Source organism: uncultured Methylobacterium sp., assembly GCF_964242245.1.
Classification (GTDB): Bacteria; Pseudomonadota; Alphaproteobacteria; order Rhizobiales; family Beijerinckiaceae; genus Methylobacterium.
In genome coordinates this window covers 1-17,839 of the sequence record NZ_CAXTBY010000085.1, presented here as the reverse complement: position 1 = coordinate 17,839, position 17,839 = coordinate 1, and the positions used below count along the sequence as shown (strand labels likewise).

The 17,839-nt window shown below is 71.2% G+C and carries 13 protein-coding genes and 1 pseudogene; 10 read left to right on the top strand and 4 right to left on the bottom strand.

From position 1 onward, the window contains the following. The 3 genes and pseudogenes from ACFE8Y_RS15885 to ACFE8Y_RS15875 all read right to left on the bottom strand — a co-directional run. Window positions 1-131: pseudogene (locus tag ACFE8Y_RS15885) on the bottom strand (formate dehydrogenase subunit beta); the annotation flags it as partial. A gap of 16 nt (window positions 132-147) precedes the next feature. Further along, complete coding sequence (gene fdnG / locus ACFE8Y_RS15880) at window positions 148-3,228, bottom strand: formate dehydrogenase-N subunit alpha (RefSeq protein WP_375465353.1); 3,081 nt, start codon at window positions 3,226-3,228, stop codon at window positions 148-150. Between the two features lie 151 nt (window positions 3,229-3,379). After that, window positions 3,380-3,715 (bottom strand): hypothetical protein, encoded by a 336-nt coding sequence (locus ACFE8Y_RS15875; protein WP_375465352.1) that lies wholly within the window; start codon window positions 3,713-3,715, stop codon window positions 3,380-3,382. 271 nt (window positions 3,716-3,986) lie between these two features. Between ACFE8Y_RS15875 and ACFE8Y_RS15870 the strand changes: the two genes are divergently transcribed. From ACFE8Y_RS15870 to ACFE8Y_RS15830, 9 genes are all read left to right on the top strand, one after another. Continuing rightward, complete coding sequence (locus tag ACFE8Y_RS15870; RefSeq protein ID WP_375465351.1) at window positions 3,987-4,166, top strand: NepR family anti-sigma factor; 180 nt, start codon at window positions 3,987-3,989, stop codon at window positions 4,164-4,166. 198 nt (window positions 4,167-4,364) lie between these two features. After that, complete coding sequence (locus tag ACFE8Y_RS15865; protein ID WP_375465350.1) at window positions 4,365-4,613, top strand: hypothetical protein; 249 nt, start codon at window positions 4,365-4,367, stop codon at window positions 4,611-4,613. Between the two features lie 478 nt (window positions 4,614-5,091). Then, complete coding sequence (locus tag ACFE8Y_RS15860; RefSeq protein ID WP_375465355.1) at window positions 5,092-6,063, top strand: sulfate ABC transporter substrate-binding protein; 972 nt, start codon at window positions 5,092-5,094, stop codon at window positions 6,061-6,063. A 194-nt stretch (window positions 6,064-6,257) separates the two neighbouring features. Beyond that, on the top strand, window positions 6,258-7,112 hold the full coding sequence (gene cysT, locus ACFE8Y_RS15855) for a sulfate ABC transporter permease subunit CysT (RefSeq protein ID WP_375465349.1): 855 nt from the start codon (window positions 6,258-6,260) through the stop codon (window positions 7,110-7,112). A gap of 7 nt (window positions 7,113-7,119) precedes the next feature. Further along, the gene (gene cysW, locus ACFE8Y_RS15850; RefSeq protein ID WP_375465348.1) at window positions 7,120-7,995 is read left to right on the top strand and encodes a sulfate ABC transporter permease subunit CysW; all 876 of its coding nucleotides are present in this window, start codon (window positions 7,120-7,122) and stop codon (window positions 7,993-7,995) included. Window positions 7,996-8,062: 67 nt separating this feature from the next. Continuing rightward, window positions 8,063-9,088 (top strand): sulfate/molybdate ABC transporter ATP-binding protein, encoded by a 1,026-nt coding sequence (locus tag ACFE8Y_RS15845; protein ID WP_375465354.1) that lies wholly within the window; start codon window positions 8,063-8,065, stop codon window positions 9,086-9,088. A gap of 44 nt (window positions 9,089-9,132) precedes the next feature. Continuing rightward, on the top strand, window positions 9,133-9,411 hold the full coding sequence (locus ACFE8Y_RS15840) for an amino acid transporter protein (protein ID WP_375465347.1): 279 nt from the start codon (window positions 9,133-9,135) through the stop codon (window positions 9,409-9,411). A gap of 126 nt (window positions 9,412-9,537) precedes the next feature. Next, entirely contained in the window at window positions 9,538-10,566 is a 1,029-nt protein-coding gene (locus ACFE8Y_RS15835) for a cysteine synthase A (RefSeq protein WP_375465346.1), read from the top strand. 109 nt (window positions 10,567-10,675) lie between these two features. Further along, window positions 10,676-10,831, top strand: a complete 156-nt coding sequence (locus ACFE8Y_RS15830) for a DUF3309 domain-containing protein (protein ID WP_375465345.1) — start codon at window positions 10,676-10,678, stop codon at window positions 10,829-10,831. A gap of 28 nt (window positions 10,832-10,859) precedes the next feature. Here ACFE8Y_RS15830 and ACFE8Y_RS15825 read toward each other — a convergent pair whose 3' ends face one another. Continuing rightward, entirely contained in the window at window positions 10,860-12,296 is a 1,437-nt protein-coding gene (locus ACFE8Y_RS15825; protein ID WP_375465344.1) for a serine protease, read from the bottom strand. Window positions 12,297-12,519: 223 nt separating this feature from the next. Between ACFE8Y_RS15825 and ACFE8Y_RS15820 the strand changes: the two genes are divergently transcribed. Further along, complete coding sequence (locus ACFE8Y_RS15820) at window positions 12,520-17,832, top strand: alpha-2-macroglobulin (protein WP_375465343.1); 5,313 nt, start codon at window positions 12,520-12,522, stop codon at window positions 17,830-17,832. Window positions 17,833-17,839 lie beyond the last annotated feature (7 nt).

The following is a 17,839-nucleotide window of genomic DNA, read 5'->3' as shown; positions in this document are numbered from 1 at the left end:
TGGCAGGCCTTGCAGCCGATGCACTTCGACACGTCGATGAGCTTGGCGACCTCCATGTGCGAGCGGATGTCCGGCGGCTGCTCCGTGGAGGCGGAGCGCTGCCGGATGTCGAGGGAGCTGTAATCGGCCATGGCTCTCTGGCTCCCCCTACGCGACGGCGTCTGACGGAGGCGTCGTCGCCTCGATGTTAACGAGCCACGCCTTGAACTCGGGCGTCTCGGTGTTGGCATCGCCGACCACCGGGGTGAGCGAGTTCGGGTGCCATCCCTTCTTCGCTTGGCCCATGAAGCCCCAGTGCTGCGGGATGCCGACCACGTGGACGGCCTTACCGTCGCACATCAGCGGCTTGATGCGCTTGGTCACCACGGCCTTGGCCTTGAGCGAGCCGCGCTTGGACCAGACCCGGACCCAGCCGCCCTTCGCGATGCCCTTCTCGGCGGCCAACTGCTCCGAGATCTCGACGAACGCCTCCGGCTGGAGGATCGCGTTGATCCGGGCGTGCTTGGTCCAGCCGTGGAAGTGCTCGGTCAGCCGGTAGCTGGTGGCCGCGTACGGGAACTCGTCCGAGGTGCCGAGGTCGGCCAGATCCCCCTTGAAGATGCGCGAGGCCGGGTTGCCCTTCACCTTCGGGAACGGGATGTTGGCCATCGGCGACTCGAACGGCTCGTAGTGCGTCGGGAACGGCCCGTCGCGCATCAGGCCGCGGGTCCACAGGCGGGCGACGCCCTCCTGGTTCAGGATGAACGGCCCGACGCCTTTCTCGGGGGCGACCGTCGCGCCGTAATCCGGCACGTCGAAGCCGACCCACTGCTTGCCGTTCCACTCGATGAGCTTCTTCTTCTCCGACCACGGCTTACCCTCGGGGTCGCACGAGGCACGGTTGTAGAGCACCCGCCGGTTGGCCGGCCACGCGAAGGTCCAGTTCGGCGCGATGCCGCGGTCCCCGGGATCGGTGTTGTCCCGGCGGGCCATGATGTTGCCCTTCTCGGTGTAGCAGCCCGAGTAGACCCAGCAGGCGCAGGCGGTGGAGCCGTCGTCCTTGAGCTGGGCGAAGCCGTCGACCTGCTTGCCGGCCGCGATCGTTGACCCGTTGAGGTCGGCGATCGGCGCGAGCGTGTAGCCGTTCAGCTCGCGCGCGAGCTCTATCGGAGTCGGCGCGTCGAGGGTGGCGTAGTTCCAGGTCAGGTTGACGATCGGGTCGGGGAAGGCCCCTCCTTCCCGCTGGTACATCGCCTTCAGGCGCAGGTGGATGCCCGCCATGATGTCGATGTCCGAGCGGCACTCGCCCGGCGCGTCCTGCGCCTGCCAGTGCCACTGCAGCCAGCGGCTGGAGTTCGACAGCGAGCCCTCTTCCTCGGCGAACAAGGTGGTCGGCAACTCGAACACCTCGGTCTGGATCGCCGCCGTGTCGACGTCGTTGTACTCGCCGTGGTTCTCCCAGAACCGCGCCGTCTCGGTCTTGAGCGGGTCCATGACGACGATGAACTTCAGCTTCGAGAAGGCCTCCGTCATCTTGGCGCGATTGGGGAACGACATCAGCGGGTTGAAGCCCTGGATGATGTAGCCCGTCATCTTGCCCTGCTTGGCAAGCTCGAACCCGCGGATGACGTCGTAGGTCGGCACGTCGAGCTTGGGCAGGTAGTCGTAGGCCCAGTCGTTGTCCTTCGTCGCCTTCTCGCCCCACATCGCCTTCTGGAACGAGACGAAGAACTTGTTGTAATTCTGCCAGTAGCTCGTCTGGCCGGGACGCAGCGGCTTGAATTGCCGCTTCTCGGCGTAGGACTGGTAGGTCGGCTCCTTCTCGATGGGGATGTTCAGGTAGCCGGGGATGAGGTTGCTCATAAGGCCGACATCGGTCAGCCCCTGGATGTTGGAGTGGCCGCGCAGCGCGTTCATGCCGCCGCCGAGCATGCCGATGTTGCCGAGCAGCGTCTGCACGATGCACATCGCGCGGATGTTCTGCGAGCCCTTTGAGTGATGCGTCCAGCCGAGCGCGTAGAGCGAGGTCATCACCCGCTCCGGGCTCGACGTGGAGGCGATCAGCTCGCAGACCTTGAGGAACGTCTCCTGCGGCGAGCCGCAGATGCGAGAGACCATCTCAGGCGTGTAGGCCGCAACGTGCTTCTTCAGGAGCTGCATGACGCAGCGGGGATGCTGCAGCGTCTCGTCGACGACCGCGTACCCGTCCGGCCCGATCTCGTAGTCCCAGGTGGTCTTGTCGTAGTCGCGGATCTCGGGATTGTACCCTGAGAACAGGCCTTCCTGGAAGTCGTAGCCCTCGCGCACGACGTAGCCGGCGTTGGAATAGGCCGAGACGTAGCGGTGCTGCAGCTTGTCGTTATCGAGCAGGTACTTGATCACCCCCGACAGGAACGCGATGTCGGTGCCCTGGCGGATCGGGCAGTACAGGTCGGCGACCGACGCGGTCCGGGTGAAACGCGGATCAACGACGATGAGCTTGGCGTTGTTATGCGCCTTGGCCTCGACCACCCACTTGAAGCCGCACGGGTGCGCCTCGGCGGCGTTGCCGCCCATGACGGTGATGACGTCCGCGTGCTTGATGTCCATCCAGAGGTTGGTCATCGCACCGCGGCCGAAGGAGGGCGCCAGACTGGCGACCGATGGGCCGTGTCAAACCCTGGCCTGATTGTCGAAGACCAGGGCCCCCGTGCTTCGGACGACCTTGTAGGTCATCCATGCGGTCTCGTTGGTGGTGGCCGAGCCGCCGAGGAAGCCCATCGTCGTCCAGCGGTTGACCGCGAGGTCGCCGTTCCTGGCGATGAAGTTCCGGTCGCGGTCCTCCTTCAGGAGCCGCGAGATCCGGTCGAGGGCAAAGTCCCAGGAGACGCGCTTGAAAGCCTTGGACCCGGCCTCGCGGTGGAGCGGGTACTTGGTCCGGGTCTCGGCCTGGATGAAGTCGAGCAGCGCCGAGCCCTTCGGGCACAGGGTGCCGCGGTTGACCGGGTGGTCGGGGTCGCCCTCGACGTGCATCACCGCCGAGCGGGCGTTCTTCGACTTGTCGCCGAGGCTGTAGAGGATGACGCCGCAGGCCACCGAGCAGTACGGGCAGGTGTTGCGGGTCTCGCGCATCTGCGCGAGCTTGAACGGGCGCACCGCCGCCGCCATCGCCGGCTCAAGGCCGCCGAAGCCCAGCGCACCGAGGGACCCTCCCGCGAGGCTGGCGCCGGCCCCCTTCAGGAGGCCGCGTCGTGAGACCTGAATCGTCATCCGAGTTCCCCGATCAGAGCTGGACTAATTCCAATGCATTCCAGGATTGGCCGATGGTGGCAAGTGCGGTTCCGTGACACACGGGATTGTTCCAGCACCGGGCCGAGTCCGCGATTGGTCGGCCGGATCGCCCGGTAGCAGCAAGAAAGTTCTACTTCGCGGGGAGGGCCGGGCTCATTCCGGACGGGCCAGGGGTGCGGTGGTCCAGCGGTGCGTAGGGCTCGCTGCCGGTCGAGGCCGTGGTCGGCGCGTCGGGAACCTTGCGCTCGCGGTTCTCCTGCGTCGAGCGCCCGCCCGGATCGGGCGTGTCCTTGCCGGCCGATTGCTCGCGCGGCACCGGCGCCTGGCTCCAGCCGTCGTTGGCGCTGCGGCCCTTGTCGCCCATCGCATCCATGCCCTTGATCTCGCCGGGCGGAGTCTGGGCTTGGCCCGGCGCACTGAGGATCGCGCAGGCGAGCGCGGCGGCGAGGAGGCGGGACAGGAGCACGGGAAACCCTTGGGCTGTCGGGTGAGTTGGCGGTAACGCCCCCTTGCGCGCACCGGTTCCGGTCAGGAGCGGGCCGCACGGTCGGAGCGCCGCGAGCGGCGGCGGCGCGGCCTTGCGTGCCTCACGGAGCGCCCGTTCAACCGCCACTGTTCGGTGGGACGATGAGGGTGCGTCGGTCGTTTTTTGTGAGGAACTCTTAACCTACCTTTGCCATCCTCCGGACTTGCAGGTCTCAGAGGGCTTGCAGGATAGAGCTGAGGAGTCCGTGGTCATGTCGAAGCCGCAGGCGGACCGGCCGGACGAGGCGAAGCCCGCGAGTCCGCCCCTGAACGCCAGCGTGCGGCGTCACCTCGGCCGGAACCTGCGCACCCTCTACGCCGACAGCCTGTCGGCGCCCGTGAGCCAGCGCCTCGAATCCCTCATCGCCCAGCTCGACCGCCCCAAGACGTGACCTCGGAACCTGATCGCGGGACCTGACGTGCCGCCCGCCATCACGCCGACCGCGCGCCTCGGGCGTGGTCCCCACCGCTGCACCGCCGCGGGCGGCACCCGTTCCACGCGCGCCCTTGTGTTCCGCGACCATTCCGTTCAGCATCGTTGACGCGGCTGCGGCACGCCCGACGCGCCGCCTCGGACCAGGAGCGGTGGCATGATGGGATCGATCGGCGGCGCGCTCGCGGCGGCCTCCAGCCTCCTCGGCATCAGGACTGCGCACGCGGAGCCGCAAGTCCCACCGGGCTTCCAAGTCCCCTCGCAAGCCTCCTCGCAACCCCCCTCGGTCTTCGCGGAGGTCGATACGATGCCGGCGCATCCCGCCCGCGGCTTCCTCGCACCCGGCGATCCCTGCTTCGAGGCCGTCGCGGAGGCGCTGGTCCAGGCCGGATACCTCGACAGCTAGAAGGCCCCTTGCACCGCCGCGCCCTGCCCGCGCCGCAGTAGGGTCGCGGCCGTTTCGGCGTGCCTCTTAAGGGTTCGCGCGGCCTGCTCCGCCGAACCGAGCACGACTTGCGTCCGAACGCTGCGGAGGGTGTTCTTTCTAAAGAACAAACCCATCGCGAGAGCGGCGTTTCCCCTCAGCGCTGCATCGGGGAAGGAACCCACTGAATCAAGCGATTTGCGGAGACATGGCCCCGCGATCGTCCCAGTCTCCGCGCCGCTTCGCGGTTGACAAGGTTCGATAAAAAGAACGAAACCGGCAGCGATCGTGGATCGTCGAAGCCCGGCCACGAGCCTCGACCCGCGGTGATGTCCGGAGGATCGACGTGAGCCAGCAAGACTTGATAAGCCAGCAAGGCGTAGTGACGCGGAGAAGCCTGCGCGCGCCGCAGGTCGGCCGTCTCGCGCAGCTATGGCTCGCCGCCTGCCTCGTCCCGGCGCTGCTGGCCGCCGCAGCGCCCGCTGCCCGCGCGCAGACGGCGCTGCTGAACGTGTCCTACGACCCGACGCGGGAACTCTACCGCGACATCAACGCCGCCTTCGCCGAGGACTGGCGGGCGAAGACCGGCGAGACCGTCACGGTCCGCGCCTCGCACGGCGGCTCCGGGGCGCAGGCCCGCACGGTGATCGACGGCGTCGACGCCGACGTGGTGACGCTCGGCATCCCCTCCGACATCGACGCGATCGCGCGGCTCACCGGCAAGATCCCCACGAACTGGCAGGGCCGGCTCGCCAACGCGTCGCTGCCCTACACCTCGACCGTCGTGTTCCTGGTCCGCAAGGGCAACCCGAAGGCCGTGCGCGACTGGGGCGACCTCGTGAAGCCCGACGTGAAGGTCATCACGCCCAATCCGAAGACCTCCGCCGGCGGGCGCTGGAACTTCCTCGCCGCCTGGGGCTACGCCTACAACCAGGACAAGGACGCGGGCCGTGCCGAAGCCTTCGTCGGGCAGGTCTACAAGAACGTGCCGGTGCTCGACACGGGCGCGCGCGGCTCCACCGTCACCTTCGCCCAGCGGGGCCTCGGCGACGTGCTGCCGACCTGGGAGAACGAGGCCTTCCTCGTGCTGGACGAGTTCGGTGCCGACAAGTTCGACATCGTCGTCCCGCCGACCTCGATCCACGCCGAGCCGCCGGTGGCGCTCGTCGACGGCAACGTCGACCGGAAGGGAACGCGCAAGCAGGCCGAGGCCTACCTCGCCTTCCTCTACACGGACGCGGCGCAAGGCATCTTCGCCAAGCACCACTACCGGCCGCTCAGGCGCGAGGCGGCGGCCAAGGCCGACCTCGACCTGCTGCCCGAGATCAAGCTGTTCCGGATCGAGGATCTCCAGGGCACCTGGGACGACATCCAGAAGAAGAACTTCGACAACGGCGGGCTGTTCGACCGGTTGAGTCGCGCGGGGCGGTGAGGCGTCGCGGTTGACGCGCTCGTCCCTCTTCCCTCCGCGGGAGAGGGTGGCCCGTGAGCTCAGTCGGGAGAGGGAAGCGACGTATGCCGGACAGGGCGCTCCCCTCTCCCGCCCCTCGCGTGAGCCGAGGGTCCCCTCCCCCGCAGAGGGGGGAGGGAAGCGTGCGGCGTTGACGGACTGAACGAGGAAGAGCGATGCCTGCCCACCACCGCCCGAAGCGATCCTTCCGGCGCCCGAGCGTGATCCCCGGCTTCGGGATCACCTTCGGCTACACGCTCGCCTGCCTCGGGCTGGTGGTGCTGCTGCCGCTCGCGGCGCTGGTCGCCAGGGCCTCCGGGCTCGGGCTCTCCGGGATCTGGGAGGTCGCCACCGACCCGCGGGTGGCCAGCGCGCTGCGGATCAGCTTCGGCGTGTCGCTACTTGCCGCGCTGACGGCCTCCACCTTCGGCTTCCTCGTCGCCTGGGTGCTGACCCGCTACCGCTTTCCCGGCCGCAAGCTCGTCGACGCGGTGGTCGACCTGCCCTTCGCCCTGCCGACGGCGGTGGCCGGTATCGCGCTGGCATCCCTCTACGCGCCGAACGGCCTCGTCGGGGCGCAGCTCGCCAAGCTCGGCATCCAGGCGGCCTACACGCCGGTCGGCATCTTCATCGCCATGGTGTTCATCGGCCTGCCCTTCGCGGTGCGGACCGTGCAGCCGCTGATCGCCGAGATCGACCGGGAGGTCGAGGAGGCGTCGGCCACGCTCGGCGCCACGCGCCGGACCACCCTGGCGCGGGTGGTGCTGCCGCCGCTGATCCCGGCGGTGCTCACCGGCTTCGCGCTCGCGTTCGCCCGCGGCGTCGGCGAGTACGGCTCGATCATCTTCATCGCCGGAAACCTCCCCTACGTCTCCGAGATCGCGCCGCTGCTGATCGTCATCAAGCTCGCCGAGTTCGATTACGGGGGGGCTGCCGCCATCGCCACGATCATGCTCGGCATCTCGTTCCTGACGCTTCTCGCCATCAACCTGATCCAGGCCTGGAGCCGGCGGAGGTTCGGTTATGTCTGAGTCGGCCATGTCTACGACCGTCCTGACCGCCGCGGCCGCGCCGCCTTCGAGCGCCACCGACGAGGGCCGCTGGCTCCGCCGGGTTCTGATCGCGACCGCGATCGTGTTCCTCGCGCTGTTCCTGGTGCTGCCGCTGATCACGGTCTTCGTCCAGGCCTTCGCACGCGGGATCGCGGCCTACCTCGACGCCTTCCGAGAGCCGGATGCCCGCAGCGCGATCCGGCTGACGCTGACGGTGGCGGCGATCAGTGTGCCGTTCAACCTCGTCTTCGGAGTCGCGGCAGCCTGGGCGGTGGCCAAGTTCGAGTTCCCCGGCAAGAGCCTGCTGATCACGCTCATCGACCTGCCGTTCTCGGTCTCGCCCGTGGTCTCGGGGCTGATCTACGTGCTGCTGTTCGGGAGCCAGGGGCTGTTCGGCGGATGGCTCCAGGCGCACGGCATCCAGATCCTGTTCGCCCTGCCCGGCATCGTCCTGGCCACCGTGTTCGTCACCTTCCCCTTCGTTGCCCGCGAACTCATCCCGCTGATGCAGGAGCAGGGCAACGCGGAGGAGGAGGCCGCGCTGACGCTCGGCGCCTCCGGCCTCCACGTCTTCCGCACGGTGACGCTGCCCAACATCCGCTGGGGCCTGCTCTACAGCGTTCTCCTCTGCAACGCCCGCGCGATGGGGGAGTTCGGGGCGGTCGCGGTGGTGTCGGGCCATATCCGGGGGTTGACCACCACCCTCCCGCTGCACGTGGAGATCCTCTACAATGAGTACAATTTCGTCGCCGCCTTCGCCGTCGCCTCGCTCCTTGCCGGCCTCGCCCTCGTCACCCTGGCCATCAAGTCCGTCCTCGAATGGCGCTACGCCGGAGACCTCGCCGCGGGGGCACGGCACTGAGGCCGGCGGCGCGGCGCCCACGCGGGGAGCAGGCCCGGCCGGCAAACCCCGCGCGGGCTCCACGGCGATCCGGGTCGAGGCCCTCTCGAAGACCTTCGACACGGCCGCCGTCCTGCACGATTTCAGCCTCGACGTGCGCGCGGGCGAGCTGCTCGGCCTCCTCGGCCCGTCGGGCTCCGGCAAGACCACGCTGCTGCGCATCATCGCGGGCCTCGACGCGCCCGACCGCGGCCGCATCCTGTTCGGGGGCGACGACGCCACCGGCCTGCCGGTGCAGCAGCGCGCGGTCGGCTTCGTGTTCCAGCACTACGCCCTGTTCAAGCACATGAGCGTGGCCGACAACATCGCCTACGGGCTGAACGCGCGGAAGCGCCGGGAGCGCCCGGCAGCGTCCGAGATCCGCCGCCGCGTCGGCGACCTCCTCGACCTGATCAAGCTCTCGGGGTTCGCCGACCGCTATCCCTCCCAGCTCTCCGGCGGGCAGCGCCAGCGCATCGCGCTCGCCCGCGCGCTCGCGGTCGAGCCCCGCGTGCTGCTGCTGGACGAGCCGTTCGGCGCGCTCGACGCGCAAGTCCGGAAAGACCTGCGGCGCTGGCTGCGCGAGATCCACGACCGCACCGGCCAGACCACGATCTTCGTCACCCACGACCAGGACGAGGCGCTGGAACTGTCCGACCGCGTCGCCGTGCTCAACGGGGGGCGCCTGGAGCAGGTCGGCACCCCCGACGAGGTCCAGGAGCAGCCGGCCTCGGCCACGGTGCTCAGGTTCCTCGGCGACGCCATCGCCCTCGACGCCATCGCCGAGGGCGGGCAGGTGCGCGTCGACGGCCGGCCGACGCCGGTCGCCCCCCCCCGGGGCGCGATCGGCCCGGTCAGGCTCTACGTCCGCCCCTGGCAGCTCCAGTTCGTCGAGCCCGCCGAGGCGCACCTCACCGGCACCGTTCGCTCCTCCTACCGCAGCCAGGGGCGCCAGCGCATCGAGGTGGCGCGGGCCGACGGCAGCGTGCTGATCGTCGAGGATTTCGACGGCGACCGCTACGCCACCGGGCGCGAGGTCGGCCTGCGGATCAACGGCGGGTACGTGTTCGGGTGAGGGCCTTGCCTCGACGATCGCTGGATTGAACGGCACGTCACGCGATGAGCGAGCCAAGCCCTCCATCAGCCTTGGAACCGGAGGATCGGCAGGGCGTCCCGATCGCCAACGAGCGCGCGAAGCGCTCTGCCACCTACGCGAACGGAATCGCGATCTCGATCTTCGCGGTCGGCGGATTGGCGCCGGTGTTCAGTGTCTTCTACGGCTCCGCGCCGTCGTCCGTCCCGGCATCGGCGGTGCTCTTCAGCGCAGGCGTTTGCTGGTTCATGAGCGGCGTCCTACATCTTCCGGCGCGTCGGTTTCTTCGAAGGCTGCGTCCATGAACACGTTGAATTTCTACGGGCTGTTCGCGATGCCGGCCGCCGGCCTCCTCATCGTGGTATTCCTGCTCTGGTACACCCGTCGGGCACATTGATCCGGTGACGGCTCCTGTTCTTCCGATCGGCGACATGCGCCCCGACATCCTCGGGGCCATCGGCGGTACGCCGCTGATCAGGCTCCGCCGGGCCTCGGCGGAGACCGGCTGCACCATCCTCGGCAAGGCCGAGTTCCTCAATCCCGGCCTCTCGGTGAAGGACCGGGCGGCGCTCTCGATCGTGCGCGACGCGGAGGCGCGCGGGCTGATCCGGCCGGGCGGCACGATCGTCGAGGGCACGGCCGGCAACACCGGCATCGGGCTGGCGCTGGTGGCCGCGGTGCGCGGCTACCGCACCCTGATCGTCATCCCCGAGACCCAGTCCGAGGAGAAGAAGCAGACGCTGCGGCTTGCCGGCGCCCGCCTCGTCGAGGTGCCGGCGGTGCCGTTCTCGAATCCGAACAACTACGTCCACGTCGCACGCCGCCTCGCCGGTGCGCTGGCCGAGACTGAAGCGGCCGGCGCGTTCTTCGCCGACCAGTTCGACAACGTCGCCAACCGCCGCGCGCACGAGGCGCATACCGGGCCGGAGATCTGGGAGCAGACGCAGGGGCAGGTCGACGGCTTCGTCTGCGCGGCCGGCACCGGGGGGACGCTCGCCGGCACCGCGCAGGCCCTGCGCGTGCGCAAACCCGGGGTCGCGATCGCGCTCGCCGATCCAGAGGGCTCGGCGCTGTACGCGCACTACACCACCGGCGCCCTCAAGGCGGAGGGATCGTCGATCACCGAGGGCATCGGCCAGGGGCGGATCACGCGCAACCTCGAAGGCTTCACGCCCGACCACGCCTTCCGCATCCCGGACGCGCAGGCCCTCGACATCGTGTTCGGCCTGATGCGCGCGGAGGGGCTGTCGCTCGGCGGCTCGTCCGGCATCAACGTCGCGGGCGCGATCGCGCTCGCCAAGGTGCTCGGTCCCGGGCACACGGTGGTGACGATCCTGTGCGACGGGGCGGCCCGCTACGCCTCGAAGCTGTTCAATCCGGCCTTCCTGCGGTCGCGCGGATTGCCCACGCCGGACTGGCTCGAAGCGCGGTCCGATCCGCTGCCGGACTGGCACGCCTGAAGCGGCAAAACCGTTCGTCGCGCGGACGCGCGAAAGTTTTGAACGGAACGGATTGCCGCAGCGTTTGCCCGGTCAAGCTCACGCCCCGTGCGCACCTCCGGAGAACGCGATGTCCCTCGTCACCATCCTCCTCATCCTCCTGATCATCGGCGCCTTCGGCGGCGGCGGCTTCCTCGGCGGCGGCGCCTACCGCGGCCCCGGCTTCGGGCTCGGCGGCATCCTCATCATCGTCCTGATCGTGCTGCTCGTCACCGGCCGCCTCTGAGGGCGCACCGGGTGACCCTCCGCGCGGCTCAGCGCGCGCAGGTGAGACCAAGGACGCTGCCGTCGACCCGGGCCGCGGCGGCGCCCAGGCTGCCGCCTCCGCCGACCGGACCGGAGGCGGAAACGCCGTTCTCCGCCAGGAAGGCGGCGACGGCGGCGCCCGGAACCAGGGCGAAGCGCGCCGGCGGCATCACGCCGGCGACGAGCCGGGGCGCGGCCGGGAAGCGAGCGACGATCCCGGCGAGCGCGCCGGTTCGGTCAAGCACCGGCGCGCCGCCGGCCCCGGGTTGGAGCGGCGCGACCACGCCGGCCGCCCCGCTGCCGGAGCCCGGCGCCACCGACACGCCGCTCCCGTCCGCCGCGACCACCACGAGGGCCTCGTCCGGATCAGGGGTGCTCGTGCGGGCGGCGGGGAGGCGCGCGGGCGGCAGCCCAACGGCTTCCAGGAGCGCGAGGCCGCGAGCCGGATCGCTTCGGACGAGCCGCGCCGGCGCAGTGCCGACCCGCAGGGCGGGACAGGCCTCCGGCACGGCGGACGAAGTCAGGACCCGCCCTGCGGCGACGACGAGGCCCGTGCCGACCGCCTGAACGGCCACGGGACGCGGCGCCGGCCCGGGCGGTGCTGCGGGCGTGAGCGGGAGCTTGACCGGACTCGAGGCAGCGTTCGCGGCGGGCGTGGCGGCAGGCCTCTGCCCCTCCCCCGGGATCGCCCCGGCGTCGGGAAACGGCGTAAAACTGTTGGCGATGGCGATCACGAGGCGGTCGAGGTCGACCGCCATCGCCCGGTCGTAGCCGATCGCGAAGCCGCGGATGCCCTCCGATCCCGCGGCGTAGCGGGTGTAGGACCGGCCCGCGCCGGTCTCTGCCGTCACCACGACGAAGTCCGGCCGCTTCAGCTTGTACGTCACCCTGCGGTCGTTGAGCGGCGCGGTCGCGCGCGCGAACAGGGCGTCGAGGTCGGTCTCGCCGGCAGGAAACGACCGGCTCTCCAGGGTGAAGCGTCCGTCCGCGCTCTGCCACCGGGTGCCGCCGGGCAGCGCGCCGCGCTTGGTGAGCAGCCGCTCGGGCACGCCGAGGACGGCGCCGCTGCCGGGATCGGGCTTCACCGTGAAGCGCGCGGCCCTTCGTGCGGCCTCGCCGGCGGCGAGGATGGCGGCGCGGGTCCGCGCGTCGAGGGCGTCCGTGGCGTTGGCACGGGCGCGGAAGGCGTTCAGCGCCTCGAAGGTCCGCCGGCCGAAAGCCCCGGTGACGACGCTGTTGTAGTCCCCGGTCCAGACCAGCGCGTCCTGGAGCGCCTTGCGCTCGGACTCGGCCAGCGCCTCGAAGCCGGCCTTCATCGCGTCGAAGGCGGGATCGGATGCCGGGACTTGCGCGGACGGGCGCTGCGGGAGGACCTGCGCGGCGGCCCCCTGCGCCGCCGGCAGGCAGGCTGCGAAGACCCAGGCGATGCGCGCGCGACGGGCCATGCGGTCCGATTCCCGATGGGTGAGATGCGGCGAAGGTGCCAGAGCCTCCGGGCCAGCGCCAGAGTTCATCTCGGACGAGGCTGCATCGGCGCGATCCGCATTGCCCGGCGTGCGGCAAGTGATACGGTTAATGATACGGTCCGGCGCGCTGCCCGGACAATCGCGAATCACCGGCCCTTGCCGAGGCCGGCTTCGGGGCGGCGCTCGAACGACGGAGCGGGTCATGGCGGGATCGTCGAGGTTCTGGCCCCGGACCGGGCTTGCCGGGCTGCTCGCGGGCGTCCTCGCCTGCGCAGCCCCGCTGTCTGCCCCGGCGCAGATGCCGGCCGCGCGCACGGTCGCGAAGGCCGCCCCGGTCCCCTTCGCGAAGACCTTCGTCCGCGAAGGGCTGGCGAGCGCCGCGGTCCGGCTCGAAGCGTCCTTGAAGGGCGAGGCGGGAGGACCCCTGAGACCGGCAGCCCAGGCCCGGCGGGCGGGCGAGGCGCTGCTGGCCGAGGAAAAGGCGCGCGACGCGCTGCCGCTCTTTGCCGCCGCGGTCGCGGCCGACCCCGCCGACGTGCAGGCTTGGCTCGGCTACGCGCGCGCCGCCGAGGCGGTCGCGGGCGACGACGACGTCAAGGATTACGAGGCGCGCGCGCGCCTGCGCGGCCGGGCGCCGGCCGCCGCCTACCAGGGCTACCAGCGCGCGAAGACCGCGCCCGAGGCGGCGCAGGCCCTGGCGCTGCTCGCCGAAATCCAGGGGGGGCGGGCCGAGTGGCGCCCGGCGCTTGAGGCCTACGCGGCGAGCCTCGCCTTGAACGACGTGGCCGCGGTGCGCGAGACCTACGAGTCGGCGCGCGCCGAGCACGGGTTCCGGATCCTCGACTACAAGGTCGATTCGGACGCGGCCGCGCCGCGGGTCTGCTTCACCTTCTCGGAGGCGCTCGCCCCGAAGACCGACTTCGCGCCGTTCGTGGCCGTGTCCGGCGCCACCAACGCCGCGGTCACCGCGGAGGGGAGCCAAGTCTGCGTCGATGGGCTGAAGCACGGCGCCCGCTACGCCTTCGTCGTGCGTCAGGGCCTGCCGTCCGCGGTGGGCGAGACCCTGCTGAAATCGGCCGATTACGAGGTCTACGTCCGCGACCGCGCCCCCCAGGTGCGCGTCACCGGCCGCAACTACGTCCTGCCCCGCACGGGACAGGCCGGCGTGCCGCTGGTCTCGGTCAACGCGCCGAAGCTCGACGTGGACGTGCTACGCATCGGCGACCGCGGCCTGCTGCCGTCGCTCCGCTCGGAGGAGTTCCTCGGCCAGCTCAGCGGAGCGACGGCGAAGACCATCGCCGACCAGAAGGGCGTGCGCGTCTGGAAGGGCACCCTCGACACGGCCAAGGCCGAGGTCAACCAGGAGGCGGTCACCGCCTTCCCCGTGCTCCAGGCGGTGGGCAAGCTGGAGCCCGGCATCTACGTGATGCTGGCGCAGCCCAGCGGCACCGCGTCGACGGCCGAGGGCGAGGATAGCTACGAAGCCCAGGCGACGCAGTGGTTCGTGGTCTCCGACCTCGGGCTCACCGCCTTCAAGGGCCGCGACGGCGTCCACGTCTTCCTGCGCTCGCTCGCCAGTGCCCAGGCGATGCCGGACGCCGAGATCCGCCTGATCGCCCGCAACAACGAGGTGCTGGCGACGCGGAAGACCGACGCGAGAGGCCACGCCGCCTTCGATCCGGGATTTTCGCGCGGCGAGGGCGGCATCGCGCCGGGCCTCGTGGTGGCGCAGGTCGGCGACGATTACGGCTTCCTCGACCTCAACCTCGCCGCCTTCGACCTCACCGACCGCGGGGTGAAGGGCCGGGTCGATCCCGGATCGATCGAGGCCTACGTCTTTCCCGAGCGCGGGGTCTACCGCTCCGGCGAGACCGTGCAGATCACCGCGCTGCTCCGCGACGGCCAGGGCAAGTCCGTCCCCGGCCTGCCCCTGACGCTCGTGGTCAAGCGCCCCGACGGTGTCGAGTACCGTCGGGTGTCGGTGGCCGACCAAGGCCTCGGCGGCCGCGCCTTGCCGCTGCCGCTGCTGTCGGGCGCGATGCACGGCACGTGGCGCGTCGCGGCGTTTACCGACCCGAAGGCACCGGCCATCGGCGAGGCCTCGTTCCTCGTGGAGGACTACGTCCCCGAGCGGCTGGAGGTGAGCCTCAAGCCCGAGCAGGCGGCGCTGCGCAAGGGCGAGGCAGCCCGCATCGCGGTCTCCGCGCGCTACCTCTACGGCGCAGCCGGTTCCGGCCTCGACGTCTCGGGCAGCGTCACCGTGCAGGCCGCGGCCGGCGGCGGCATCAAGGGGCTGGACGGCTTCTCCGTCGGCCTCGACGACGAGGCCGTCGAGGCCTCGACGCAGGAGATCGAGGCGCGCGCCACCACCGACGCCCGGGGCAACGTCACCCTCGCCGTGCCGGTGCAGGCGCTGCCGGCGCCGCGCCCGATCGAGGCCAAGATCACGCTGGCGGTGGGCGAGCCGGGCGGGCGGGCGCTGTCGCGCAGCCTCACCCTGCCGATCCTGCCCGAGGGCCCCGTGCTGGCGATCCGCAAGGGGTTCTCCGACGACCTCCCCGTCGGCGGCACCGCGACCTTCGACGTGGCGATGGCCGCCCCCGACGGGACCCGGCTGGCGCAAGGGAACGTCGCCTGGACCCTGTCGCGGCTGGAGCAGACCTACCAGTGGTACCGGGCGGACGGGCGCTGGTCGTTCGAGCCGGTCAAGTCGGTGCAGCGCGTTGCGAACGGGACCGTCGACCTCAGGGCGGACACCCCGGGCAGGGTTTCGGCGGCGGTCGGCTTCGGCAAGTACCGGCTGGAAGCGAGCGTCGCCGGCCGGCCGGATGCGGCGGCGAGCGTGACGTTCAACGTCGGCTGGGGCGGCTCGGAGACGGCCGACGTGCCCGACCTGCTGGCGCTCACCCTCGACAAGGCGGCCTACGCTGCCGGCGACACCCTGCAGGCACGCATCGATCCGAAGTTCAGGGGCACCGCGACGCTGGCCGTGGTGAGCGACCGCGTCCACGACATCCTCGACGTCGCCGTGCCCGAGGGCGGGGCAACGATCAAGATTCCGGTCAAGGCCGAGTGGGGCGCGGGCGCCTACCTCGTCGCCACCGCCTACCGCCCGCTGGATCAGGCGGCCAAGCGCCTGCCGGGGCGGGCGCTCGGGCTCGCGTGGTTCTCGGTCGACCGCGGCGCCCGGGCGCTCGCCGTCTCGGTCCAGGCCCCGGAGAAGACCCGCCCGCGCCAGGAGCTCACCCTGCCGATCCGGCTCGCCGGCCTGAAATCCGGCGAGGAAGCGCGGATCGCGGTGGCGATGGTCGATGTCGGCATCCTCAACCTCACCCGCTACGAGGCGCCGGATCCGGTCGGCTACTTCCTCGGCCAGAAGGCGCTCGGCCCCGAGATCCGCGACCTCTACGGATACCTGATCGACGGGATGCAGGGGACGGCGGGCGCGATCCGCTCCGGCGGCGACGGCGGGGGCGGCGAGCTCGCCGACTCCCCGCCGACCCAGGCGCCGCTCGCGCTCTATTCCGGCGTGGTCGCGGTGGCGGCCGACGGCACGGCCAGCGTCACCTTCCCGCTGCCGGCCTTCAACGGCACCGCCCGCGTCATGGTCACCGCCTGGAGCGGCACCCGCGTGGGGCAGGCGCAGGCCGACGTGATCGTGCGCGACCCCGTGGTCGTCACCGGCACCCTGCCGCGCTTCCTCAACGCCGGCGACCGCTCGCGCATCTTCCTCGCGCTGGACAACGTCGAGGGGCAGGCGGGCGACTACACCCTCGACCTCGACCTCGCCGGCCCGGTGCTGGTGGGCGCCGAGGCCGTCCACCGGGCCCTGCGGCTCGACGCCGGCGCAAAGGGGCAGCTCGTGGTGCCGATCACCGCCGCCGGGCCGGGCACCGCCCGCCTCGACCTGAACCTCACCGGCCCGGGACTGGCGGCCGGCGTCGGCCAGAGCTTCGCGCTCACCGTCTCGCCGGGCACGGGCGCGCTGGTGCGGCGCGAGGTGCGGACGCTCGCGCCCGGCGCGAGCCTGCAGGTCTCGGGCGACCTCTTGGCCGACATCCTGCCCGGCACCGGCATGGTCTCGGTCGCGGCGTCCGCCCTGCCGGGCATCGACGTGCCGGCGCTGCTGCTGGCGCTCGACCGCTACCCCTACGGCTGTTCCGAGCAGATCGTCAGCCGGGCGATGCCGCTGCTCTACGTCAACAAGCTCGCGGCGCTGGACAAGCTGGCGCAGGACGACACCGTCGACGCCCGCGTGCGCGAGGCGATCGAGCGGGTGCTGTCGCGCCAGGATTCGAGCGGCGATTTCGGCCTGTGGTCGGCGCAAGGCGGCAACGACCTCTGGCTCGCGGCCTACGTCACCGACTTCCTGACCCGCGCCCGCGAGCGCGGCTTTGCGGTCCCGCAGGTCGCGTTCGGGCAGGCGCTCGACCGCCTGCGCAACGCGGTGGCCAACACCACGGAGGTGCGCGACGGCGGCACGGATCTGGCCTACGCGGCCTACGTGCTCGCCCGCAACGGCCGCCCGGTGATGGGGGATCTGCGCTACCTCGCCGACACCAAGCTCGCGGAGTTCGCGACGCCCCTGGGCCGCGCCCAGATCGCGGCGGCGCTGGCGCTGCTCGGCGACCGCGGCCGCGCGGTGAAGGCGATGGACTCGGCGCTCGGACTCCTCCGGGCCGAGCGCGACGGGCAGGGCTACCGCGCCGATTACGGCTCGCGCCTGCGCGACGGCGCCGGGTTGCTGGCGCTCGCCGCCGAGACCGGGCTGACCCGCGAGGCGCTCGCCCCCGTCGCCGCGGTGCTCACCGAGGAGCGCGTCTCCGGCCGCCCGACCAGCACGCAGGAGAACGCCTGGATGGTGCTCGCCGCCCAAGGGCTGACCCGGGAAGCGGAGGCGCTGTCCTTCACCGTCGACGGCGCCCCGCAGACCGGAGCCCTCGCCCGGAGCTACAGGGCGGCCGCGCTGGAGGCGCATCCGATCGCCGTCGCCAACACCGGCCGGGCGCCGGTGCAGGTGGTGGTGGGCGTGTCCGGCAATCCCGTCGCGCCGGAGCCCGCGGAATCACGCGGCTACGCGATCGAGCGGACCTACCATCGCCTCGACGGCGCAGCGGTCGATCCCGCCCGCGGCATCCGCCAGAACGACCGGCTCGTGGTGGTGCTGAAGGTCACGGAATCCAAGGCCAGCGCCAGCCGCCTGCTGCTCGTCGACCGCCTGCCCGCGGGCCTGGAGATCGACAACCCGAAGCTGCTCGATGCCGACGGGCTGACCGGGCTGGCGTTTGCGAAAAGCGACGTGCAGCCGACCCACACCGAGTTCCGCGACGACCGGTTCGTGGCGGCCTACGACCGCAGCCCGGAGCAGTCGGCCTTCTTCACCGCGGCCTACACGGTGCGTGCGGTCTCGCCGGGCACCTACGTCCATCCCGGCGCCACCATCGAGGACATGTACCGCCCCGAACGCTTCGGGCGCACGGCGTTCGGCTCGGTCGAGATCGCGGCGGCGAAGTAGGGGATGG